The sequence below is a fragment of the Tardiphaga sp. 215_C5_N2_1 genome (assembly GCF_052076055.1).
Classification (GTDB): Bacteria; Pseudomonadota; Alphaproteobacteria; order Rhizobiales; family Xanthobacteraceae; genus Tardiphaga; species Tardiphaga robiniae.
Window position 1 is genome coordinate 2,308,285 of sequence record NZ_CP197240.1, and the last position, 24,142, is coordinate 2,332,426.

Sequence of the window (24,142 nt, forward strand, 5' to 3'; positions counted from 1 at the left end):
GTCTTGCTGTCTCACAGCGCTAACCGAAAGCATAGCCCGCTGGTCGATGGCCTCGGCAGCAGGTCTCCCGCTCGTGAAACTGATCTGTCCAAGTCACCAACGAGGCATGTAATTTTTAAGTGCTAAGACGTTAGCGTCGATAGCTGCGGATCGCTGTGCGGCACCGACGATTTTATATGTCTCGATCAAGTGAACAGAGACTTTCGTCTTCCTCGCAAAGCGCTCAACCTCTCGCAAAGTTTCCCCATGAGAGCGGCTAGCAAAAACCATGACCCTAAGCCCGCTATAGCGGGTGAGAAATTTACGACCCGCAATGATGAAATCGATATTGTCTCCGCTGCCGCTAACGCCGACAGCGTAACCATATCGAGGCATGGGAAATATGCCCAAGACATCGCCTTTGGCTCTCTCATACTTGAGATATTTGGCGGTAAAGCTTCGGATGATAGTGCTTTTTCCAGTTGAGCCTGGTCCCGTCACGCAAACGATACTCAAAGCCATCTTCATGCATCCAATAAAAAAATGATTGAGCGCGAAAACTTCGCAAACGTCATTTGGACACGCTACGCAGCACCCAAAACTGGCGGGCTAAATCAAATTCATATCGCTTTGTTCATGCGAGCTACTCGTTTGATAGACCCTACCGAGCTCTCAATGGAAATACACAAAACTGACGCGACTTTCCGCAGCCAACGGATAGATAAAAATGCGCTTAAGTTGCACAAGGCTCTGTATCGAGTATTCTTCCTTAAGTTGCAATGATATTTTGATTGGTCCCGACCGAAATGGTTGAACAAAAAACAACAGTGCCCACCGAAGCCGAAAAAATCCTTCAACTCGAAGAGAGTCACTACCTCGACATGAAGGCGGCTGAGATCAAACCCGCTAAGCTGTCAGAAACCATCTCCGCATTCGCCAACACTTCCGGCGGTGAGATTTTCGTTGGCGTAGGAGAGAAGCGACAAGAAGACGGCTCCCGGCTGAGGTATTGGTCGGGCTTCCCAAACATGGAAGCAGCCAACGCTCACATCCAAATACTGGATGGCATGGGCGCACTCGGTAATCACTATCGCGCCTCATTTATTCACGTTCCAGGCCGCGAGCATAGCCATCCAGGTTACGTTCTGCATCTTACGATTGCCAAAACAAGAGACATACTTCGAGCAACAGATAATTTCCCATATATCCGACGAAACGCATCAAACCTCCGAGTAGCTACAGAAGACGGCGTTCGCCGACTGCAATTGGACAAGGGCATTGCTACCTTTGAGGACGAAGTCGTGGCGGTGAAAGCCAGCACAATAACGAACTCCAAAGTTATGCTAAGTTTTGCCCTGGCTGTTGTACCAAGTGCCGAACCCGAAGAATGGGCAGAATCTCAATTCATCACGTTAGATGATCGACCTACGGTAGCAGGTGTTCTGCTTTACGCAGACCAACCCCAAGCAGCTCTTCCGAAACGATCTGCTATCAAAATATTTCGCTACAAGACGCGAGAGGAGGAAGGCACGCGGGAGACCCTTGCCTTCGACCCCGTCACCGTGGAAGGGCCGATTTACAATCTGATTTCTGACGCCGTGAGCGGGACAAAGAAAATTGTCGAAGGGATTCAGCGCCTCGGCGTGAACGGCTTAGAGAACATCACCTATCCGCATGAGACTTTGCACGAAATCGTCACGAACGCAGTCCTCCACAGGGACTACAGCATAGCGTCTGATATTCAAATTCGAATTTATGACAATCGCATTGAAGTCGAAAGCCCCGGTCGACTTCCTGGTCATGTAACGACAGAGAATGTGCTCCGCGAGCAGTCTGCAAGAAATCCGAAGATCGTTCGGCTAATTAACAAATTTCCCGACCCACCAAACAAGGACGTCGGAGAAGGATTGAATACAGCGTTCGAAGCCATGAAAGCGCTGAGGCTAAAGGAGCCTGAGATTGAAGAGAATGAACATTCCGTCGTCGTTTATGTGAGTCACAGCTCACTCGCATCACCAGAGGAAACGGTGATCGAATTTCTTAAGACTCACAGCGAAATTACAAATCGAATTGGCCGCGACTTAACCGGCATTCGGTCCGAAAACTCTATGAAGGACGTCTTCCTACGTCTCAAGAAGCGCGCTCTAATCGAGCCAGTGCCAGACAAGCGAGGCAACCTGGCTTCGTGGCGCAAGTGCGTCAAAGACATGCCGGAGAGACACGATAGAATCGATACGAAGAAATTGGATCAGCCAAATTTCGAGGGACAGATCTCGTCGAAATCTCTCCAGACTCCTTCTATTGAGCCGGACAAAGTGTGGCCCGGCATGTGGCGCGTCCAACTTCCGGATGGCACGTTTAGCGATCTTACAAACAGGACAAGAGCTAAAGATCTACTCATTTCGCTAGGTCGATCCACGAACAAGTAGTCGCGAGATCGTGGCGACGCCCTGGGTAGCCCATGGTTCGAGACGGAACTTCGCCGCTCTTACCATGGGCACCTAAAGGGATAGCTGTCGCCTAACCCTCCTTAAACCCGTATTCCGGCACATTGCCCGTCGCGCCGTAATACTTGTAGGGCAGGAACTTGCCGGACATCGTGATCTGCACGCGGTCGCCCTTGGGGTTGGCGATGCGCTGCATCACCATGTCGAAATCGATCGCCGACATGATGCCGTCGCCGAATTCCTCCTCGATCAGCGCCTTCCAGGCCGGGCCGTTCACCATCACCATCTCGTAGAAGCGATAGATCAGCGGATCCTGCGGCGGCATCTGCACGTTTTCGGCGCGCATCGGGATCTCATTGAGCATCGCGGTCTCCGCCTTGGTGAGGCCGAACAGCTCGCCGGCATTGGCCGCCTGCGGCTTGGTCAGCTTCATGTTGCCGAGAATGGCGCCGACGATCAGCACTTCGGAATAGCCGCCGATCTGCTCGCAGATATATTTCCAGGTCCATTCCTTCTCGCGCTTGATGTCGAGCAGCTTTTCGGTGAGGTCGGATCGCAGCATGGTCGTTTCTCCTTCGGTCTTAAGGCTTCGGGTGACGCGGCTAGCGCGTCGCGCTGTGAAGAGACGGCATCGTTGGCGCCTCGGGGAATGCGGGCCTGACCACCGGCACATGGCGCGGGTCGTGGTGCGGCGTGGTGGCGGTGAACGTCTTGCTGCGCGTCACCAGGAAATCGATGATGTGGTTGCGCAGCGCGTAATAATGCGGGTGCTTGTGCAGATCGATGCGCGAGCGATCCCGCGGCAGCGGGTTCTCGACGATCTCCGCCAGCACGGCGCCGGGGCCGTTGGTCATCAGGAAAATCTTGTCGGCGAGATACATCGCCTCGTCGACGTCATGGGTGATCATGAAGGTGGTCTGGCCGGTCTCCAGCGTCACGCGGCGCACCTCGTCCTGCAGCGTGCCGCGCGTGAGCGCGTCGAGCGCCGAGAACGGCTCGTCCATCAGCATGATCTTCGGCGTGATCGACAGCGCGCGTGCGATGCCGACGCGCTGCTTCATGCCGCCGGACAGTTCCGACGGCCGCTTGTGCTCACTGCCCGTGAGGCCGACCTTGTCGATATAGGTCTGCGCATGGGCGCGGACTTTCGCCTTGTCCCACTTGCGCCATTTCGACGACACCGCATAGGCGATGTTGCCCATCACCGTCAGCCACGGCAGCAGCGCGTGGCTCTGGAAGATCACCGCGCGGTCGAGGCTGGTGCCGGATATCGCTTGGCCGTCGACGATGACGGTGCCCTCGGAGGGCTCGTCCAGCCCGGCAAGGATGTTCAGCACCGTGGTCTTGCCGCAGCCGGAATGGCCGATGATGCAGCCGAATTCGCCCGATGGCATCGACAGCCAGAGATCCTCGAAGATCGTGGTCGCGCCGCCGGACGCCGCCGGATAGCGCTTGGCGATGCCTTCGATGGAGATGAATTTGGTGGTCATGACGATACTTTCAGCGACGCGCCACTCCTTCTCCCCGCTTGCGGGGAGAAGGTCGGGATGAGGGGGAGCCGCAGCGACGTCGTGCTGCCGAGAGTCCCCCTCACCCGACTTCCACGCGCTGCGCGCATTACAGTCGACCTCTCCCCGCCTGGCGAAGCTTCGCTTCGCTGTGCGGGGCGAGGTAAGCAAGAGGCGCTCGTTAAGATTACAAATCGCATCGCATCACTCCGGAAACGTGACCATACGGGTGAAGCGCGCCAATATCTGGTCCAGCAACATGCCGACGATCCCGATCAGCAGGATCGCGATAATCACATTTGTGATCGATAAATTATTCCATTCGTTCCAGACGAAGTAACCGATCCCCGTCCCGCCCACGAGCATCTCGGCGGCGACGATCACCAGCCACGCGATGCCGATGGAAATGCGCATGCCGGTGAGGACGGTCGGCGCGGCTGCAGGAAGAATGACGGTGAAGGCGCGGCGGAAGGTGCCGACTTCCAGCGTGCGCGCGACATTGATCCACTCCTTGCGCACGGCGGCGACGCCAAAGGCGGTGTTGAGCAGCATCGGCCACACCGAGCAGATGAAGATCACGAAGATCGCCGACAGGCTGGAATCCTTGATGGTGTAGAGCGCGAGCGGCATCCACGCCAAAGGCGAGATCGGTTTCAGCACCTGGATGAAAGGATCGAGCGCTCTGTTCATCAGCGGCGACATGCCGATCAGAAAGCCGAGCGGGATGGCGACGATGACAGCGATCAGATAGCCGAGCCCGACGCGGCCGATCGAATAAGCCAGCTGGATGCCGAGCCCCTTGTCGTTCGGCCCGTTGTCATAGAACGGCCGCTTGAGGTGCTCCCAGAGTTTCGCACCGACATCGAGCGGCCCGGGCATCGCGGATTTGCCCGAGGTGGCCGAGAGGCCCATCAGCTTGGCGTATTCCGGCGACATGGTGCCGACGCTCAAAGTCTGCCGCGTGGCAAGGTGCCACACGCCGATGAAGGCGAGAAAGATCGCGATGGAGACGACGGCAGCGCGGAAGCGAAGGGAGAAGGTCATTTGTGGTCTCCACCCTCCCCTAGAGGGGGAGGGTCGGCTGCGAAGCAGCCGGGGTGGGGTGACTGCAACAAGCTCACCCCCACCCGCCGATACTTCGTATCGTCGACCTCCCCCCTCAAGGGGGAGGTGAAGAATCCAGCGCGCGCCATCGTTTACGTCGCCTTCCTGATCTTAAAACTCGCCAGATACTCCTTCGGCTTCTCCGGATCGAAGGTCTTGCCCATCACCGCGAACGATTTGTAGCTCGTCGTCGGCGGGGTCAGGCCCATCTCCTTCATCACCTTGGCGGTGTCGGTGGCGAGGTAGATCTGTTCGGCGACGCCCTTGTAGTCGACATCGCCCTTGATCTGACCCCAGCGCTGCATCTGGGTCATCATCCACACCGCGAAGGACTGCCACGGGAACGGATCGAAATCGACGCGCTTCGCATCTGTCTTGATGCCGCCGAGCCCGTCGGCATAGGTGCCGGTCAGCACCTGCTCCAACACCACCGGCGGCGCGTTGAGATAGGCCGCGGGCGCGATCGCCTCGGCGATCGACTTGCGATTCTCCGCCTTCGACGCATAGGCGGTGGCGTCGACGATGGCACGGGTCAGCGCGGCGAATGAGTTCGGCGACGTGGTGATGAACTCCTTCGAGGCCGCAAAGCTGCAGCACGGGTGCCCATCCCAGATTTCCTTGGACAGGATATGCATGAAGCCGACGCCGTCATAGATCGCGCGCTGGCAGATATTGTCGGGCGCCAGGAAGCCATCGATATTGTCGGCGCGCAGGTTCGCGACCATTTCAGGCGGCGGCACCGAGCGCAGCTGCACGTCGGTATCGGGATCGATGCCGTGTTCGGCGAGATAGTAGCGCAAGAGATAATTGTGCATCGAATAGTCGAACGGGATGGCGAGCTTGAAGCCTTTCCAGTCCTTCGGGTCGCGCTTGTCCTTGTGTTTCATGGCCAGCGTGATGCCCTGGCCGTTGATGTTCTCGATCGCCGGCACGGTATAGGGGATCGGCTGCGAGCCGAGGCCCAGCGAGATCGCGATCGGCATCGGCGCCAGCATATGCGCGGCGTCGTATTCCTTGTTGATGGTCTTGTCGCGAATGACGGCCCAGCCGGCGGTCTTCACCACTTCGACATTGAGCCCCTGCTTTTTGTAGAAGCCGAGCGGATCGGCCATGATGATCGGCGTCGCGCAGGTGATCGGGATGAAGCCGACCTTGAGATCGGTCTTCTCGAGTTTGCCCGCGCCCTGCGCGAACACCTCGGTCGCCGTCTTGATCGGGAAGAACTGCGACAGCGCTGCCAGCGCGCTGGACGCACCGACCGACTTCAGGAAGGCGCGGCGCGCGACCTCTTTCGGAAACACCGCACGCATCACAGCCGAGGCGACGACGCCCTCGTAACGTTTGTCCTCGGTCTCGGGAATGTCGCAGCGAAGCTGCAGCGTGGCCTCATGCTCGGATTGGCTGGCGTGCTGACCGCAACTGCAGGCGCCGGCGCGCAAGCGGCGGGCGGGATCGAACGGATTGTCGAATGTGGACATGTGACCTCCTCGGTGACGCTCTGGTCAATTACGCAAGGAGTGTGCCAGCCCGGCGCGCGCCGGAATGTCCAATCGCCGCAGGCATTTCGGGCCTTGGTTGGCGATTACGAGAATTCGTGCTACACGAAAATTCGTAGCCTGATTACGATTTTTCGGAGTTTCGCCGATGGATTTGGCAACGGCCCGGCCGCATGATTTGCGCACCATCGCCTTCGATTATTCGGTCGAGCCGACGCTGCTGCTCGATCCCCATGCCGACCAGATCATCGATGCCAACCCGGCCGCCTGCACCCTGCTCGGCTACGACCGCGCGCTGCTGCGCCAGATCAAGATCAGCGCGCTGCATGCGGGCCAGTTGCCGGCGTTGATCGTGTTCACCCAGGCGGTGCTGGCCAAGGGCTCCTACTGGACCAACACGCTGACGCCGCGCCACGCCACCGGCGAAGCGTTGCAGCTCGAATATGCGGGATCGCTGGTGCCGCAAGGTGAACGCACCCTGCTGCTGCTCACCATGAGCGATCTCGAACAGCGCCGCCGCCGTCATGTGGACGCCGCCGCCGAGGATCACATGCGCGGCGGCATTGCCGCGTGGCAGCGCGTCGAGCGCGTGTTTCAGGACATCGAGCGCGAGAACCAGCTGATCCTGCGCGCCGCGGGCGAAGGCATCTATGGCGTCAATGCCGACGGCAAGACCACCTTCGTCAATCCCGCCGCCGAGCGCATGCTGGGCTGGACCGCCGATGAACTGGTCGGCAAGGAAATCCACCCGATCGTGCATCACAGCCATCACGACGGCAGCCACTATCCCGATCACGACTGCCCGATCTATGCCGCGTTTCGCGACGGCGCCGTGCACAATGTCGACAACGAGGTGTTCTGGCGCAAGGACGGCTCGCCGGTCTGGGTCGAATACACGTCGACCCCGATCCGCGACCGCCACATGGTGGTCGGCGCCGTGATCGTGTTTCGCGATGTCAGCCAGCGCCGCGAAGCCGATGAAAAGCTGCATGCCGCGCTGGCCGAAGTCGATCGGCTGCGCGAGCGTCTCGAACTCGAAAACGCCTATCTGCAAGAGGAAATCCGTATCGAGACCAATCCGCGCGGCATCATCGGCCAGAGCGAGGCGATTCAGAAAACGCTGCGGCAGGTCAAGCTGGTGGCGCCGACCACCGCCGCAGTGATGATCACCGGCGAGTCCGGCACCGGCAAGGAACTGATCGCGCGCGCGATCCACGAAGCCTCCGGGCGCCGCGACCGGCCGCTGATCCGCGTCAATTGCGCGGCGATCCCGCGCGAATTGTTCGAGAGCGAATTCTTCGGCCATGTCCGCGGCGCCTTCACCGGCGCGGTGCGCGACCGCATCGGCCGGTTCGAGCTGGCCGACGGCGGCACGCTGTTTCTCGACGAGGTCGGCGAGATCCCGCTGGAGCTGCAGGGCAAGCTGCTGCGCGTGTTGCAGGAGGGCAATTTCGAACGCGTCGGCGAGGAGCGCACCCGCTCCGTCGATGTCCGCGTCATCGCCGCCACCAACCGCAACCTGAAACAGGAAGTGGCGCGCGGACGGTTTCGCGAGGACCTGTATTTCCGGCTCAACGTGTTTCCCGTGGAGTCGGTGCCGCTGCGCGACCGGCGCGAGGACATTCCCCTGCTGGCGCAGCACTTCCTGCTCAGCGAGAAGCTGAAATCCGATCTGCGCCTGTCCGAAGGCGATGCGCGGCGGCTGTCGCGCTACGACTGGCCCGGCAATGTGCGCGAGCTGCAGAACGTCATCGAGCGCGCGGTGATCCTGGCGCAGAACGGCCGCTTGCGGATCGACCTGCCCGATGCGCCCGGCCCGCACCATGCCGCCGGCGCGCATCGCGTGAAGTCCGACGCCCGGCCGGCGGTGATGACCTCAGCCGAACTGCGCGATCACGAACGCAGCAACATCCTTGCGGCGCTTGCCGCGACATCCGGCAAGGTGTTCGGCCCCGGCGGCGCGGCGGAGCTGCTGGACGTGAGGCCGACGACGCTGGCGTCGCGGATGAAGGTGTTGGGGATCGAGGGGGCGCGCGGACGGATGGGCGCGTAAGGCCCCACACCGTCATTCCGGGGCGCGCGGCAAAGCCGCGCGAACCCGGAATCCCGAGATAGTTGAATCTCCGATTGCAAAACACTCGGAGATTCCGGGTTCGCGTCCGGCTGACGCCGTCCACGCCCCGGAATGACGAGCCTAGTTTTGCGAAAACAGCGCGCTCCGCTGCCACGCCCCGCTTGCGCTCTCCCGTAATAGGCATATATTCCAATCCCGATTGACCGCGCTCTAAAGGGAGTCAGCATGCGCTATCCTGCCTATCCTCTCTTTCCCTCCAACATCCGCGTCATCGACACCTCCTCGGACGCGGTGGTGCGCCTCCGGGTGACTGATGATGCGGATCCCGGACTGCCGCCCATTCCGGGCGGCCGCCCCAAGGGCTCAAGGCAGCCGCACAGCAATGCCACGATCGCCGCGGTGCGCCGCATGATCGAGCAGACCGTGCTTAGTCACGCGCAGATCGCGGCGAAGACCGGCGTCAGCAAGGCCAGCGTCACGAAGTGGGCGTGTAACGGCGGCTGGCAGCGTCATCCGTTTGCGCCTGTTGCCAGCGACACGGTTCCGGGCTTTCGCGCCGGCCGGAAGCAGAAGCTGCGCCAGCTCGGCAACAAGCTCCATCTGCTGGCCGAGCGCTGCGCGGCTGAGCTGTGGAACAGCCCCACGGTCGATCTCGACCGGCTGATCCAGGCCATGCAGGTCGTGAAGATGGCGCGGCTGGAAGCCATGGGCAACCGGCGCCCGCGCCGCCACCCCGATGCGCCGGCGCGCACCGGCCAGGACTGGATCGACCGCGACACCGCAATTCGCACCGCGCTGAAGGAGATGCGCCGCGGCGGCGTGAATATCGACCGTATCCCCGATGAAGCGATGGCGCTGCTGGAAGACGCCCATACGCCGCCGGAGCGGGACCACCCGGCGCTGCGGCCGAGGGGGCCGCGGCGGAGGTTGTAGGGGGCGATCGCCTCTGCGAGGCATGGAAGCTCACGAAGCGATGGCTTTGGCGGTCGATCAATGTGAGATTCGAAATACTGACCGAGCTCGAACTTAATCCATCCGTCGCCGGACAGAGAGTCGCCTTCTTGCCTCGGCGCTTTATCTCGAGCCGTTGGCCCCCTCTGAACCTTGAGAGGCTAGATCGCCCGCAACGTCCCCTTGCGGGCCTTTTCCCCAATGCGCTCCCGCTCAACCTAACGTCGGACACCACCCGCCCTTGCTTTCCCGCAGTGGCTGCGAAACAATCCGCCAAATAATCTTGGTCGTTTAGTCGCAGGCTTTCGGGTCATCTAGCTCCTAGGGCCAAGGCCTAGACGTACTCCGGACCGCTCCCCCACCCTGCGATCGATTACATGAACCGCGAAGAACGTCGGAAGAACGCTGCCAAACAACGCCCTTCAAACTCGAAATCCTCCAAAGACGGGGCGGCAAAAGGACGAGCCTACACCACAGATGCTCGACCAACATTCGAGGCAGCGAGCGTTTCGTCAGGCGAAGACACATCGCTTGCTAGCGCTTCAAGCCGATCTCTTTTCCACTACACAAATGCTCATGGCCTAATCGGTATTTTACGATCTGGTTCTTTATGGGCGACCCACTCGAACTTTACGAACGACGCTGCCGAATGCCAAATAATGGCGGAAGTATTGAAGCCACAGATTGCGGAAGAGACCGAAGTCCTTATTGAAAAACTAATCGAGCGTAAACTGCTGCGAGAAGATGTTCGCACACAACGCGACATTGCAGATCAGCAAGCGCAGGCAGCGCTGAATGCACTTCAGGGAGCACAGCGAAACATCTCACCAATATACATATGCTCGTTCTGCCATCACACGGAAGGTTCCGCGGAATACGACCATGGGCTACTTAGCCAATGGCGTGGGTATGGAAACGGATTCGCAATCGAATTTGACGAACTTAAGATTGACCGCTTGGCCTTCCTTGAAGGCCAAAAGCACCACTACCAAGGCGTGCTAACTGACGCCGTAGAGTATTACGACCACAAGGCACGCGCTAAACTAGACAATCTCAAAGGGATCGCCTCCGCCGTTAATCGAAAATTGTTCGAAAGAAGCGGGCAAGTCTATGATGATATATTTGGTCCGCATCAATTCGATGCGGAATACGTAAAGGCCTATCTCGGACCGCTACCGTTCCTAAAACATCCGGGGTTCTCGGCCGAGAACGAATATCGCATCGCTGCCCTCGCGGATCGACCTCGCACTAGCGATGTGCCCGATGGCAAAACATTCAAAAAGGTCCATTTCAGATCAAATGCTGGCACCGGTATTGTGACTCCGTACATCGAGCTTTTCTCCGATTTGAATGAGCCTCTACCTATCAAATCGATTCTGGTTGGCCCTCACTCGAACCAGGACCATCAAGAAGAAGCCATCGAACTACTCCTTGAGCAATATGCTCCCGGCATAGAGGTGCGCAGGTCGGGACTTACGTTTCGCAACCTCTAATCCTTCTGTTGGTGCTGCCCTAAGGCAGCGCCGCGTGCCTCAGCTACCAAACAGCTTGTTCAGCTCCCCGCCCTTCGCCCCCTGCGCAAACGCCGTAAACGTCCCCTGTCCGGCAATCTCCTGTGAGGCCTGCATGAACCCAGCCCAGGCCACGCGCGCCAGCGCGCCGCCGACGCTGATGCGGCGGACGCCGAGGTGGGCGAGATGCTGCACGGTCATGGTCGGCTGCACCGTGAGGACATTGAGCGGCTTGGGACCTAGCGCCTTCACCAGCGTGGTGATCTCCTCGTCCGAAGCGACGCCCGGCGCATAGAGGCAATCGGCGCCGGCCTCCGCAAAGGCTATGAGCCGCGCCGTGGTCTTCTTGAGGTCGCGCTCGCCATGCAGAAAACCTTCGCAGCGCGCGACCAGCATCACCGCGGGATCGACGCTGTCGATGGCGGCGCGGGCGGCCTTGATGCGCTCCACGGCGAGCGCGTCGTCGTAGAGCGGCTTGTCGGACTTTCCGGTGGAGTTCTCGATGGAGAGGCCGGCAATGCCGCTCTTCACCGCGCGGGCGACATTGGCGGCGACGCCTTCGGGGTCATCGGCAAAACCGGCCTCGAAATCGGCATTCACGGGGAGATCGGTGGCGGCAGACAGCAGCGCGAGATGCTCGATGACGTCGTCTGCAGTGACCTTGTTGTCGGGGCGGCCGGTGGACCAGGCATAGCCGGCTGACGTCGAGGCCAGCGCCTTGAAGCCGAGATGGGCGAGATAGCGGGCGCTGCCGACATCCCAGGGATTGGGCAGCACGAAGCAGCCGGTCTCGTGGAGCTTGCGGAAGTTGGCGCGCTTCTCGGCGGTGGAGATGGGCATGGTGCCTCCCTTTGTTTTTAGTTCGGATCGCGTTGCTCGCGGTCCGGACGAACCTCTCAGCCGTCATTGCGAGGAGCGCAGCGACGAAGCAATCCAGAAGCCACAAGGTAAGGTCTGGATTGCTTCGTCGCCAAGAGGCTCCTCGCAATGACGGCTATTCAGGTTCGTAGCCCGGATCGCGCGAAGCGCCACCCGATTTCAGATCACCCCTGCCCCGGCATTCCACTGGCGAGCAGCGCCTCGAGCCGATCCAGCTCCGGCGCGATGTCTGTTGTCACGTCCTCCGCCCGCATCGCAATCACCCGGTAGCCGCGCTCTTCCAGCCAGGCCTTCCGGGCGGCGCGGTCGCTGACGATCACCTCGGTCTCGCCGGGATTGACCAGTTCGATGGCGATCCGCTCCGGGAAGGAGACGAAATCCGGGATGTGACGGCCCACCGGGGTCTGGCGCTTGAACTGGCCGGCGAAGCGGCGGTCGGCGCGGAGCTGGTCCCACAGCAGGCGCTCGGCATCGGTCGGATTGCGGCGGAGCATGCGCGCGAGGCCGCGGACCGTGCCGCTCTCATGCGCCTGCGCGCCCTGTCCATGTTCGGCCAGAAGCGCGCGCAGCCGGGTCGCCTGTTCGCCGTCGAGCACGCCGCCCTTGGCAGGGCCCTTGCGGCCCTCGGCGATGGCCATGACCACGCCGTGCAGCGTGTGCATGTCCTGCTTGGTCGGCTCCATCCGGGTGAAGATGTTGCGCAGGTTGACCAGCATGGTGTCGCGCTTTTCCGGCGGGCGCAGGAACTCGACCTTGTCGAGTTCGCCGACAAGGTTGTCGAAGAACGCACTCATCTGGTGCTGCGAGGCCGGCTCGGAGCGCTCGGGCATGGCGTAAGGCAGCGCGTTGGCGGTGGCCTGCTTGAACCATTCATAGCCACAGAGGAGAACCGCCTGGGCAAGGTTGAGCGAGGCGAAGGCCGGGTTGACCGGGAAGGTGATGATCCGGTTGGCCAGCGCGACCTCCTCGTTCTGCAGCCCGTAGCGCTCCCTACCGAACAGGATGCCGGCGGTGGCCCCGGTCGCGACATGGGCGATGGTCTCGGCGGCGGCGGCCTCGGGCGCGACCACCGGCTTGGCCTGATCGTGGGCGCGGGCGGTGGTGGCGAACAGCAGCGTACAGTCGGCCACTGCCTGCTCGACGGTGTCGAACAGCTCGACCTTGTCGAGGATGTGATCGGCGCCCGACGCTGCCCGGCGGGCATGGACGTTCGGCCAGCCGTCACGCGGATTGACGATGCGCAGCCGGGTCAGGCCGAAATTGCCCATGGCCCGCGCGCACATGCCGATGTTCTCGCCGAGCTGCGGTTCGACGAGGATGACAACGGGGCCGACGAGGTCGGTATGCGCCTTGGTAGAGTCGGTGCCTGAACCGGACATACACTTCACTTTCTGATTCAATCTCTGAAGGTCTTGAATCAACCCGTGAAGGTTTTGATTCAACACCTCATCCGGGGCGCTACAGGCCACTTTAAGTGAGCCCGTTTTTACCAGCCGGTTGAACGGCTTGGCAGGGCTTGGCGAGATTTCCCCATAAACCGTCCGGCGTGCCCGTGCACTCCGTTTGCTTTGCGTCCGCTTTCGGTTACCCGTTCCAGAGACAGAAAAACGAAACTTAAAGCGAAACCGACCGCCAGCAACGCCAGGCGCCGGATTATGGGAGGAATGCGATGCGCGCAAGATGGACATTGGCAATAGCGGGTGCCGTGATGATGGTCGCCGGCAGCCTGCTGGCGCATTTCACGCAGACCTCGGGCGGCATCAAGATCGAGGACATCCGCTTCAAGGGCGCCAAGGGCAACACCATGAGCGCCCTGCTCTACACCCCTGCGAATGCCACCCCGCAGACCCCGGCGCCGGGCATCCTCGCGGTCCACGGCTACATCAATTCCCGCGAGACCCAGGACGGCTTCGCCATCGAATTCGCCCGCCGCGGTTATGTCGTCCTCGCGCTCGACCAGGCCGGCCACGGCTACAGTGACGGGCCCGCTTTCGCAAACGGGTTCGGCGGACCGGACGGACTGGCGCATCTGCGCAGTCTTGCCATCGTCGACAAAAACAATATCGGCCTCGAGGGTCACTCGATGGGCGGCTGGACCGTGCTGGCCGCTGCCACCGCCATGCCGAACGACTACAAGGCCATGGTCCTCGAAGGCTCCTCCACCGGCAAGCCCTTCGCTGCCGACGGCACGCCCTCCTGGCCGCGCAACCTGGCGCTGGTGTTCGCCCAGTACGAAGAATTCTCCCCGCTAATGTGGGGCGTGCCGAAGGCCCGCGACGTGGTCACCAGCCCGAAGCTGTGGGCGCTGTTTGGAACATCAGCGGCGGTCGAACCCGGCAAGGTCTATGGCGACCTCGCGGCGGGTACCGCCCGGGTGCTCTATACCCCGGCCATCACCCACCCCGCCGAGCACATCTCCCATGAGGCGATCGGCTATGCCCTCGACTGGTTCGGCAAGACCCTCACCGGCGGCAAGCCGCTTCCCGCCTCCGACCAGATCTGGTTTCGCAAGGAGATCGGCACCGGCCTCGCTTTGCTCGGCTTTGTCGCATTCCTGATCGGCATGTTCGACGGCCTGCTGGAAGCCCGGATGTTTTCCCGGCTGATCCTGCCCAAACCGGCCGACGGCTCGAAGCCCGTCGAGACCCCTGTCAACCGCGGGCGCTGGCTGATGGCGCTCGTCCTGTCGATCCTGATCCCGGCCCTGACCTATTATCCGGCCTTCACGCTGGCTGGGAATTACCTGAAGGCGCAGCCCTGGCTGCCACAGGCGATCACCAATCAGATCGTGGTCTGGGCGCTGATCAACGCCGCCATCGCACTGGTGCTGATGCCGTTCGCGCCGAAGCGCGCCAGCAGGCGTGGCATTGTCGGCCTGTCGATCGCCATCGCACTCGCAACCGTCGCCTCCGGCTATCTCGCGCTCTGGCTGGCCGACCTGATCTTCACCGTCGATTTCCGGTTCTGGATTGTGGCGGTCAAGCTGCTCAGCGCCAAGCAGGCCCTGATGGCGCTGATTTACCTCGCCCCGATCACCCTGTTCTTCGTGATCGCCCTGCACGTGATGCACCGGAATTTCTCGACGCTCAGCGCCAGCCGGTCCGCCGTCTACCTCACCAACATGACCGCGCTGGCCTTTGGCTTCGCTCTCTTGCTGGGCATCCAGTACGGCGCCCTGTTCCTGAACGGCCAGTTGATCGACCCGGCACCCGCGGTGATCACCTCGGTGCCGCTGAACACCATCGTGGCAATCCAGTTCGTGCCCCTGATGGCGATTGTGGCGGTCATTGCCACCTTCACCTGGCGGCGCACCGGATCGAGCCTGCCGGGCGCCCTGATCTGCAGCCTGCTGGTGACCTGGTACGTGGTGGCGGGCACAGCGACGCAGGCTGCATTTTAAGCACGAACAACCTGCGTTTTGGGTTCAAAATTGGGCTGAAACCGCATAACGCCCCGGCTTTCGCCGGGGCAGGCGTGCGAGGCCGCGGACCGTGCCGCTCTCATGCGGCGACGATGCCTTGCCGTGTTCGCGGCCTGCCTGCCCTGACAATCCGGATGAAGGCGAGTTCCCGGCCAAGCGCTCGTGATTTGCCGGTCGTAGCGGGGCGTAGGTAATGTGCGCCCCCCGGGAACGACCTTGCAGCCTTCATGCCTCAGCTTATCCTCAGCGTTCACTCCGGCGTCCATGACGCCGCCGTCGCCATTTTCGAAGATTACGATCTGAAGGCCGCCATCGCGCTGGAGCGACTGACCCGGCGCAAGAGCGATGGCAGCACTCACCCCGATGCGGCCATCGACGAGGTGCTGTCGATCGCCGGCGCCACCCGGCGCGATGTCGACGTCGTCGCCTCCAGCCGCGCGATGTTTCCCAAGGCCTATTTCCCCCGCCTCGGCGGCCTCCGCTGGCTGCGCGAGCAGTATCGCAGCCGGGTCGGCAAGGACCGCCTGCTGCTCGGCGCCGAGCAGCATCGCTACCGCGCGCCGCGGGCAGAGGACGTCTTCGACGCCGCGGCATGGCGGCGCGACGGCGGCTTCCGCGACGATGCCGCGATCCATTTCTACAACCACCACGAAGCACATGCGCTGCCCACCTTGTTCTACAGCCCGTGGCCGGATGCCCTGCTGGTGACGGCCGATGGCGGCGGCGACAATGTCAATTACAGCTACCGGCACTTCGCCGAAGGCCGCCTGACGACGCTCTACGGCGACGACGCCTGTCTGTTCCTGCCCAATCCCGTCGACAGCCTGGGCCGTGCCTACAGCGCGGCGACCAAGTCGCTCGGATTTCGACCCAACCGGCACGAGGGCAAGCTGACCGGGCTCGCCGCCATGGGACAACCGACAGCGGCTGAGACGATCGCCGGGTATTTTTCGGTCACCCCGGATGGACGTATCCAGTCCGGCTTTCGCAGCTATCACCAGATGAACGCCTTGATGCGCCGGCTGGCCAAACAGGCCGGGCGCGAGGATTTTGCGGCGTCGATCCAGAAGGTGCTGGAAGACACCATGCTGCTGTCGCTGCAGCGCCTTTTGCAGCGGCATCCGGCGCGACATCTCGGCCTGTCCGGCGGCGTGTTCGCCAACGTCAAGCTCAACCGCCTGCTCGCGGAGCAATTGCCGATCGATGAACTGTTCATTTTCCCGGCGATGGGCGACGACGGCCTGCCGATCGGCGGGGCGCTGTCCTACCTGATGCGGCGCGACGGCCTCGTGCCATGGCTCGATCGCCGCCGCGATCTCGGGGATGTCTATCTCGGCCGCGATTTTCAGGCCGGGCTCGACGCCGGCATCGCAGCCACCCCGGGGATTCACCGTGTCGACGAGGCGCCGGTCGATGGCGCGGTGAAGCGGCTGGTGGCGGGCGAGATCGGCGCGATCTTCAATGGCCGGATGGAATACGGCCCCCGCGCGCTCGGCGCCCGGACCATCCTCGCCAATTCGGCCCGGCGCGGCACCCACGACCTCTTGAACGAACGGCTGAGCCGTTCCGAATTCATGCCGTTCGCCCCCGTCATCACCACTGAGCGTGCCGCGGACGTGTTCGACGTCAATCCCGTCAATGCGCGCGCCTGCCGCTACATGACCATAGCCTGCGACGTGAGGCCGGAATGGCGGGACCGCATCTCCGCCGTGGTTCATGTCGATGGATCCGCGCGGCCGCAGGTGATCGCGCGTCCGGACAATCCGCTCTATTATGACATTGTCGAGGGGTTTGCAGAGGCCAGCGGATTGCCGGTGCTGGTCAACACCAGCTTCAACGTCCACGAGGAGCCCATCGTCAACAGCCCGGACGAAGCGCTGCGGGCGCTGCTCGACGGGCGGATCGATTTCCTGGTGACCACAGGCGGCCTGTACCGGCGCGACGCGGCGTAACGGCGCGGCACGGCAGCCCGCCGGCGAGCTGGTACGTGGTGGCGGGCACCGCGGCGCAGGCTGCATTTTGAGCAAAAACAGCCTGCGTTTTGGGCTGAAAATTGCGCCGAAACTGCATGACGCCCCGGCTTTCGCCGGGTCCTGCGCGGTGCTATAGCCCCCCTACAAATCATCCCTCCCGCAACGCGCTAAAGGCCCGAACCACCATGGCAAAAATCAAGGTAGCCAACCCCGTCGTCGAACTCGACGGCGATGAGATGACCCGGATCATCTGGCAGTACATCAAGGACAAGCTGATCAACCCCTTCCTTGACGTCAACCTGATGTATTTCGACCTCGGGATGGAATACCGCGACAAGACCGACGATCAGGTCACCATTGACGCCGCCCACGCGATCAAGAAATACGGCGTCGGCGTGAAGTGCGCCACCATCACCCCCGATGAAGCGCGCGTGAAGGAATTCGGCCTCAAGCAGATGTGGAAGTCGCCGAACGGCACCATCCGCAACATCCTCGGCGGCGTGATCTTCCGCGAACCGATCATCTGCAGCAACGTGCCGCGCCTGGTCCCCGGCTGGACCAAGCCGATCATCATCGGCCGTCACGCTTTCGGCGACCAATACCGCGCCACCGACTTCAAGTTCCCGGGCAAGGGCACCCTGACGATGAAATTCGTCGGCGAAGACGGCGCCGTGATCGAGCGCGAAGTGTTCCAGTCCCCCGGCGCCGGCGTCGCGCTGGCCATGTACAACCTCGACGACTCGATCCGCGACTTCGCCCGCGCATCGCTGAACTACGGCCTGTCGCGCGGCGTTCCGGTCTACCTGTCGACCAAGAACACCATCCTCAAGGTCTATGACGGTCGCTTCAAGGACATCTTCCAGGAAATCTTCGACGCCGAATTCAAGACCAAGTTCGAAGCCGCGAAGATCACCTATGAGCATCGCCTGATCGACGACATGGTGGCTGCTGCCATGAAGTGGTCCGGCGGTTACGTCTGGGCCTGTAAGAACTACGACGGCGACGTGCAGTCCGACACCGTGGCCCAGGGCTACGGTTCACTCGGCCTGATGACCTCGGTGCTGCTGACGCCGGACGGTTCGGTAGTGGAAGCCGAAGCCGCCCACGGCACCGTGACCCGTCACTACCGCGAGCACCAGAAGGGCAAGGAAACCTCGACCAACTCGATCGCGTCGATCTTCGCCTGGACCCAGGGCCTCGCCCACCGCGCCAAGCTCGACAACAATGCCGAACTGGCGAAGTTCGCCAAGACCCTCGAAAAGGTCTGCGTCGACACTGTCGAAGCCGGCTACATGACCAAGGATCTCGCGCTGCTGGTCGGCGCCGATCAGCGCTGGCTCTCGACCACGGGCTTCCTCGACAAGGTCGCGGAAAACCTGACCAAGGAACTGGCGGCCTGATTTCCGCCCTCTCCTGACTGCACCATCCGAAAGTCCGGGTTGCCTCAGGCACCCCGGACTTTCTTTTTGAGACGACACGTTTCCGAGGTGACCCATGACTACGCCAAATCCCGCCGACGGCAGCAATGATCCATATGTCTGGCTCGAAGAAATCGAGGGCGAGAAAGCCGTGGCATGGGTCGAGGCACAGAATGCGCGCACCGACGGCTTCCTCTGCAGCGATGCCTACCAGCGCGACTTCGACGCAGTCATGAAGATCCTCGACGCCGACGATCGCATTCCCTTCGTCGGAAAGTCTGGCAACTATCTCTATAATTTCTGGAAAGACGCCGCTCATCCGCGCGGGCTTTGGCGCCGCACGACGCTGGAGAGCTACAAGACCGATACGCCTGAATGGGACGTGCTGCTCGACATCGACGCACTGAACCAAGCGGAAGGCATCTCCTGGGCCTTCGCAGGTGCTGCGCGTTCCCCAGATAAGACCCGCGCGTTGATCAGCCTGTCGTTCAACGGCACTGACGCCATCGAGATCCGTGAGTTCGATATTCCCAGCAAGAGCTTCGTTGCCGACGGCTTCATCATCCCAAAGGCCAAGACGCAGGTGAGCTGGGTCGATCAGGACACGCTGCTGCTCGGCAGCGCGCAGACGCCCGAGGACAGCACCGAGGCCGGCTATACCCGCACCGTACGCAAATGGACGCGCGGCACACCGTTGGCTGCGGCTGAAACCGTCTTCGAGGTCGAGAAGCAGGACGTGGCCGCCTGGTTCGGCGTCAACCGCCGACCGAGCCATGAAGGCGTGATGTACTGGCGCGCGCTGGATTTCACGCGCTCGCATATCTTCGTCGAGCGCAAGCATGGCCCGCATGCCGGAAAGCGCCTGCGCCTCGAACTGCCGGAGGAGATCTCGGTCTCGGCCGAAGCCAATGATCTTCTGGTCAGCCCGAAACAGGACTGGACCGTCGGCGACCAGACGATCCCGACCGGCGCACTCGCCGTCATCGACCTCGATCGCTTCCTGTCTGGCGCACGCGATTTCGAGATCGTCTTCATGCCGACACCGACCCGCGCGCTGCAGTCATGGTCGGAGACCCGGCACGGCATCGTGCTCGAAATCCTCGATAACGTCCGCGGTCGCCTCGCTCTGCTGCAGCGGAGCGAGGCTGGCTGGCGCGAGACGGCACTTCCGGGATTGCCCGATAACGCCACGATCTCGGCGCAGAATTTCGGCGGCGAGGACGATCCCGATCTCGGCACCGACATGCTCTTCACCGTCACGGGCTTCGACCGGCCGACAACGACAGCGCTGTGGAATGGCCAAGGCGTGCCCGAGCCGCTGAAGAGCTCGCCGCCCAATTTCGATCCCGAGGGCATCGAGGTGCAGCAACGCCATGCAGTGGCCGCTGATGGCACCAGGATTCCCTACTTCCTGATCGGCAAGAATCTTTCTGCCGACGCCCCGCCCCGGCCGACGATTCTCTATGGCTATGGCGGCTTCGAGATATCGCTGACACCCGCCTATATGGGCATCGCCGGCAAGCTATGGCTCGAACAAGGTCATCTCTACGCCATCGCCAATATCCGCGGTGGTGGTGAGTTCGGCCCGGCGTGGCATCTGGCTTCGCGCAAGATCACCAAGCATGTGGCCCATGACGACTTCGCGACTGTGGCGCGAGATCTCGCTGCATCAGGTATCACAACGGCGCAGAAACTCGCCTGCCACGGCGGCAGTAATGGCGGCCTGCTCGTCGGCAACATGCTGACGCGCTATCCGGAACTGTTCGGCGCCATCTGGTGCAGCGTGCCGCTGCTCGACATGGCGCGCTATACCAAACTGCTCGCCGGCGCGAGCTGGATCGCCGAATATGGCGATCCGGAAATCCCCGATGAGTGGGCCTATCTGCAGAAATACTCGCCCTATCATCTCGCCGCTGCAGGCCAGACCTATCCACCGATCTTCATCACCACCAACCGCACCGACGACCGCGTCCATCCCGGCCACGCCCGCAAGATGGCGGCGAAGCTCGAAGAGCTTGGCTATCCCGTCTGGTTCAACGAGACGGTGGCGGGCGGACACTCCGGCGCCGTCGACAATACCAAGCAGGCACAGAGCCAGGCTCTGGGATTTGCGTTTCTACGGCGGACGATTGGAGCTGCGTAAAACGAACGACAGAGCAACTACCAACCAGAGCAAGAGAGGGTTCACATGACCTGCAATACGCCCCATGTTTTCAAACGCCCGATCCTGACCATGATTGTCGCGCTCTCGCTCAGTGACGCGGGCCTATTCTCTGCTTCGGCGCAGGTGCCGGATGCGATTGCAGCCCCCGGCGAGACGCAGATCGCCAAGCTGCATGCTGAAGGCGCGCAGGTCTATGAGTGCAACGCCGACGCTTCAGGAAAGCTGACATGGACGTTCCGCGAGCCGATCGCCACGCTGATGGCCGATGGCAAGACCGTGGGGCGGCACTATGCCGGACCGAACTGGGAATACAGCGATGGCAGCGCCGTGGTCGGTAAGGTGACCGGCAACGCACCAGGCACCACTGCCAAGGACATTCCGTGGCTCCGTCTCGAAGCCGCCTCGCATCGCGGCAGCGGCATGTTGAGCGGCGTGACCACGGTACAGCGCATCAACACCGTTGGCGGCACGCTCGGCGGCACCTGCAGCGGCGCCGGCACTTTACAGAGCGAGCCCTATTCGGCCGACTACGTGTTCCTGCGCAAGGGCTAAGGACATTTCGCCGGCGGACACTCCGGCGCGGTGGAGAATACCAAGCAGGCACAGAGCCAGGCGCTGGGTTTGCGTTTCTACGCCGAACGATTTGCCGCTAGAGCAAGACGACCAGAAAAACATTCAGGGAGACCGCCTCATGTCATCTAGCAAAGTCGCCATCATCACGGCCGGTGGAAGCGGCATGGGCGCCGCATCGGCGCGCCGCCTTGCCGCTGACGGGTTCAAGGTTGCGATCCTGTCGTCGTCCGGCAAAGGTGAAGCGCTCGCGCAAGAGCTCGGCGGCATTGGCGTCACCGGCTCCAACCAGTCGAGCGACGATTTGAAGCGGTTGGTGGATGGCACGCTGGAGAAATGGGGCCGGATCGACGCGCTGGTAAACAGCGCCGGTCATGGCCCGCGTGCGCCGCTGCTCGATATCACCGACGAGCAGTGGCACACCGGCATGGATGTCTACCTGATGAACGTGATCCGGCCAACGCGACTGGTGACGCCGATCATGCAGAAGCAAAAATCCGGTGCGATCATCAACATCTCCACCGCATGGGCATTCGAGCCCTCAGCGATGTTTCCGACTTCCGCCGTGTTCCGCGCCGGTCTCGCCTCTTACACAAAATTGTTCGCAGATAGTTTTGCCGCCGACAATGTACGGATGAACAATGTGCTGCCCGGCTGGATCGACAGCCTGCCCGCCACCGAAGAACGCCGCCAGAGCGTCCCGATGCAACGCTATGGCAAAAGCGAGGAGATCGCGGCCACGGTCGCATTCCTCGCATCGGATGGCGCTGGCTATATCACCGGCCAGAACATTCGCGTCGATGGCGGCATGACGCGGTCGGTGTGATGACCTGATCGCAACGGCGCGACTAAACGGCCGCCGTCGCGCCGATCTGCAGCAGCATCGCCTTGGCGATTTCCTGCTCGCCCATGATCACGACATTGGCGCCGTGATGCTTGAGATGCGCGATCTCTTCTTCGGAATGGGCGCGGGCGATGATTGGAAGCGTAGGGTTGAGCGCACGGGCCTTGGCGACGATCTGACCGCCTTCGAAGGCGTCCGGGATGGCGACGAGCAATCCCCTGGCGCCCATCACATTCGCAGCCTGCAACATGTCCGGCGCCGCGGCATTGCCGGTGATCACTTCGACACCGAGACTCTGCAGGCGCTCGACGACACCTGGCGTGTCCTCGATCACCAGCAGCGGCGTGTTGTTCAGGCGCAGCGCCCTGCTGACGACGCTGCCAACGCGGCCGTGTCCGACCAGCACGACGTGGTCCTTGAGCTGGGTGTCCGGCAACGGGACGCGCGGGACCGCCTTCTCCTTGCTGTCCGCAGCAGCGGCTTCACTCGCTGCCGCTGCTTTCGCGTCCTTGTCGGCCAGTAAGCGATCGAGCAACGCGAAGAACAGCGGATTGAGCATGATCGAGATGATCGCGCCGGCGAGCACAAGATCGCGACCGCGATCGGGCAGCAGACCGAGGCCCACACCGAGGCTGACGAGAATGAAGGAGAACTCGCCGATCTGCGCCAGCGAGGCGGAGATCGTCAGCGCCGTCGAGGTCGGATACCCGAACAGCCGGACGATGCCGAAGGCAGCCGCCGACTTGCCGAACAGGATGATGAACACGGTGGCGAGCAGCGGCAGCGGTTCGCGCAGGATGATCGCCGGATCGACGAGCATACCGACCGAAACGAAAAACAACACCGCAAACGCGTCGCGCAGCGGCAGCGTCTCATTGGCGGCGCGCTGGCTGAGTTCGGATTCGCTGAGGATCATGCCCGCAAAGAACGCACCGAGCGCGAATGACACGTCGAATATGAGAGCTGCGCCGAAGGCGACCCCGAGCGAGATCGCGAACACCGCAAGACGAAACAACTCGCGCGATCCGGTATGCGCCACATAGTGCAGCAGCATCGGGATGACGCGGCGGCCGACCACCAGCATGAAGATGACGAAGCCCGCGACCTTACCGAGCGTGATCAGCACCGGCATAGCCAACGACGACATGCTGGCACCATTGCCCTCGCCTTTAAGCAGGCCAGCGATCGCCGGAAGCAGCACCAGCGTCAGCACCATTGCGAGATCCTCGACGATCAGCCAACCGATGGCGATGCGGCCGCGTTCGCTGTCCACCAGGCGTCGTTCCTGCAGCGCGCGAAGCAGCACCACCGTCGAAGCCACCGACAGCGCGAGGCCGAACACAAGGCCGCCACCGAACGACCAGCCCAGCGCCTCGCCGAGACCGATGCCGAGCAGCGTAGCCACGGCGATCTGCACGATGGCCCCGGGGATCGCGATATTCTTGACCGACAGCAAATCCTTCAGCGAGAAATGCAGGCCTACGCCAAACATCAGCAGGATGATGCCGATTTCCGCGAGTTCATTGGCGATATTCTGGTCCGCCACATAGCCGGGCGTAAATGGACCCATGAAGACGCCGGCGAGCAGATAGCCGACCAGCGGCGACACGCGAATACGCTGTGCGATCAGGCCGAGGATGAATGCCAGTACGAGGCCAACGACGACGGTGGAAATCAGCGGGGTGTTATGCTCCATGCCGCTTTTTGCCGCATGGGCGCGTGGGATGCCACCCTTAACGAGGGCTACTCATGGTCGCAGGCGCGAGCGGTCACGTCATCGCGAGATGGGGTTGTGTGACCCAC

General features: G+C 62.0%; 18 protein-coding genes. 10 read left to right on the forward strand and 8 right to left on the reverse strand.

Annotation, left to right across the window (positions count from 1 at the left end):
* Window positions 1-93 precede the first annotated feature (93 nt).
* Window positions 94-501 (reverse strand): hypothetical protein, encoded by a 408-nt coding sequence (locus AB7828_RS11170; RefSeq protein WP_141137106.1) that lies wholly within the window; start codon window positions 499-501, stop codon window positions 94-96.
* A gap of 269 nt (window positions 502-770) precedes the next feature.
* Here AB7828_RS11170 and AB7828_RS11175 point away from each other — a divergent pair, with 269 nt between their 5' ends.
* Window positions 771-2,408 (forward strand): ATP-binding protein, encoded by a 1,638-nt coding sequence (locus AB7828_RS11175; RefSeq protein WP_210421675.1) that lies wholly within the window; start codon window positions 771-773, stop codon window positions 2,406-2,408.
* 91 nt (window positions 2,409-2,499) lie between these two features.
* Here AB7828_RS11175 and cynS read toward each other — a convergent pair whose 3' ends face one another.
* From cynS to AB7828_RS11195, 4 genes are all read right to left on the reverse strand, one after another.
* Window positions 2,500-2,988: a cyanase gene (gene cynS / locus AB7828_RS11180; protein ID WP_231080026.1), complete on the reverse strand. Its 489-nt coding sequence runs from the start codon at window positions 2,986-2,988 to the stop codon at window positions 2,500-2,502.
* Window positions 2,989-3,028: 40 nt separating this feature from the next.
* A complete protein-coding gene (locus AB7828_RS11185; RefSeq protein ID WP_441230166.1) occupies window positions 3,029-3,916 on the reverse strand; it encodes an ABC transporter ATP-binding protein in 888 nt (295 codons plus the stop codon).
* A gap of 222 nt (window positions 3,917-4,138) precedes the next feature.
* Window positions 4,139-4,978 (reverse strand): nitrate ABC transporter permease, encoded by an 840-nt coding sequence (ntrB, locus tag AB7828_RS11190; RefSeq protein ID WP_441230167.1) that lies wholly within the window; start codon window positions 4,976-4,978, stop codon window positions 4,139-4,141.
* A 152-nt stretch (window positions 4,979-5,130) separates the two neighbouring features.
* A complete protein-coding gene (locus AB7828_RS11195) occupies window positions 5,131-6,516 on the reverse strand; it encodes a CmpA/NrtA family ABC transporter substrate-binding protein (protein WP_093756501.1) in 1,386 nt (461 codons plus the stop codon).
* 166 nt (window positions 6,517-6,682) lie between these two features.
* Between AB7828_RS11195 and AB7828_RS11200 the strand changes: the two genes are divergently transcribed.
* The 3 genes from AB7828_RS11200 (at window position 6,683) to AB7828_RS11210 (ending at window position 11,052) form a co-directional block, all read left to right on the forward strand.
* Window positions 6,683-8,587 (forward strand): sigma 54-interacting transcriptional regulator, encoded by a 1,905-nt coding sequence (locus tag AB7828_RS11200; protein ID WP_441230168.1) that lies wholly within the window; start codon window positions 6,683-6,685, stop codon window positions 8,585-8,587.
* A gap of 246 nt (window positions 8,588-8,833) precedes the next feature.
* A complete protein-coding gene (locus AB7828_RS11205) occupies window positions 8,834-9,541 on the forward strand; it encodes a hypothetical protein (RefSeq protein WP_441230169.1) in 708 nt (235 codons plus the stop codon).
* A gap of 395 nt (window positions 9,542-9,936) precedes the next feature.
* A complete protein-coding gene (locus tag AB7828_RS11210) occupies window positions 9,937-11,052 on the forward strand; it encodes a DUF2971 domain-containing protein (protein ID WP_441230170.1) in 1,116 nt (371 codons plus the stop codon).
* Window positions 11,053-11,091: 39 nt separating this feature from the next.
* Here the strand turns inward: AB7828_RS11210 and AB7828_RS11215 are convergent, their stop codons facing one another.
* Window positions 11,092-11,910: an isocitrate lyase/PEP mutase family protein gene (locus AB7828_RS11215; RefSeq protein ID WP_441230171.1), complete on the reverse strand. Its 819-nt coding sequence runs from the start codon at window positions 11,908-11,910 to the stop codon at window positions 11,092-11,094.
* Between the two features lie 203 nt (window positions 11,911-12,113).
* Complete coding sequence (locus tag AB7828_RS11220; RefSeq protein WP_441232228.1) at window positions 12,114-13,328, reverse strand: TrmJ/YjtD family RNA methyltransferase; 1,215 nt, start codon at window positions 13,326-13,328, stop codon at window positions 12,114-12,116.
* Between the two features lie 290 nt (window positions 13,329-13,618).
* Between AB7828_RS11220 and AB7828_RS11225 the strand changes: the two genes are divergently transcribed.
* The 6 genes from AB7828_RS11225 (at window position 13,619) to AB7828_RS11250 (ending at window position 22,321) form a co-directional block, all read left to right on the forward strand.
* The gene (locus AB7828_RS11225; protein ID WP_441230172.1) at window positions 13,619-15,349 is read left to right on the forward strand and encodes an alpha/beta hydrolase family protein; all 1,731 of its coding nucleotides are present in this window, start codon (window positions 13,619-13,621) and stop codon (window positions 15,347-15,349) included.
* Between the two features lie 248 nt (window positions 15,350-15,597).
* Entirely contained in the window at window positions 15,598-17,322 is a 1,725-nt protein-coding gene (locus tag AB7828_RS11230) for a carbamoyltransferase C-terminal domain-containing protein (RefSeq protein ID WP_441230173.1), read from the forward strand.
* 206 nt (window positions 17,323-17,528) lie between these two features.
* On the forward strand, window positions 17,529-18,743 hold the full coding sequence (locus tag AB7828_RS11235; protein WP_068735892.1) for an NADP-dependent isocitrate dehydrogenase: 1,215 nt from the start codon (window positions 17,529-17,531) through the stop codon (window positions 18,741-18,743).
* A gap of 94 nt (window positions 18,744-18,837) precedes the next feature.
* A complete protein-coding gene (locus AB7828_RS11240) occupies window positions 18,838-20,904 on the forward strand; it encodes a prolyl oligopeptidase family serine peptidase (protein WP_441230174.1) in 2,067 nt (688 codons plus the stop codon).
* 90 nt (window positions 20,905-20,994) lie between these two features.
* Entirely contained in the window at window positions 20,995-21,477 is a 483-nt protein-coding gene (locus AB7828_RS11245; protein WP_441232229.1) for a DUF3455 domain-containing protein, read from the forward strand.
* A gap of 139 nt (window positions 21,478-21,616) precedes the next feature.
* The gene (locus AB7828_RS11250; protein WP_309948854.1) at window positions 21,617-22,321 is read left to right on the forward strand and encodes an SDR family oxidoreductase; all 705 of its coding nucleotides are present in this window, start codon (window positions 21,617-21,619) and stop codon (window positions 22,319-22,321) included.
* A 22-nt stretch (window positions 22,322-22,343) separates the two neighbouring features.
* On the opposite strand, the gene ybaL is transcribed toward AB7828_RS11250, so the two are convergent.
* Window positions 22,344-24,035 carry a YbaL family putative K(+) efflux transporter gene (gene ybaL, locus AB7828_RS11255; RefSeq protein ID WP_439059152.1) on the reverse strand — a complete coding sequence of 564 codons (1,692 nt, stop codon included), beginning with the start codon at window positions 24,033-24,035 and terminating at the stop codon, window positions 22,344-22,346.
* Window positions 24,036-24,142: the final 107 nt, after the last annotated feature.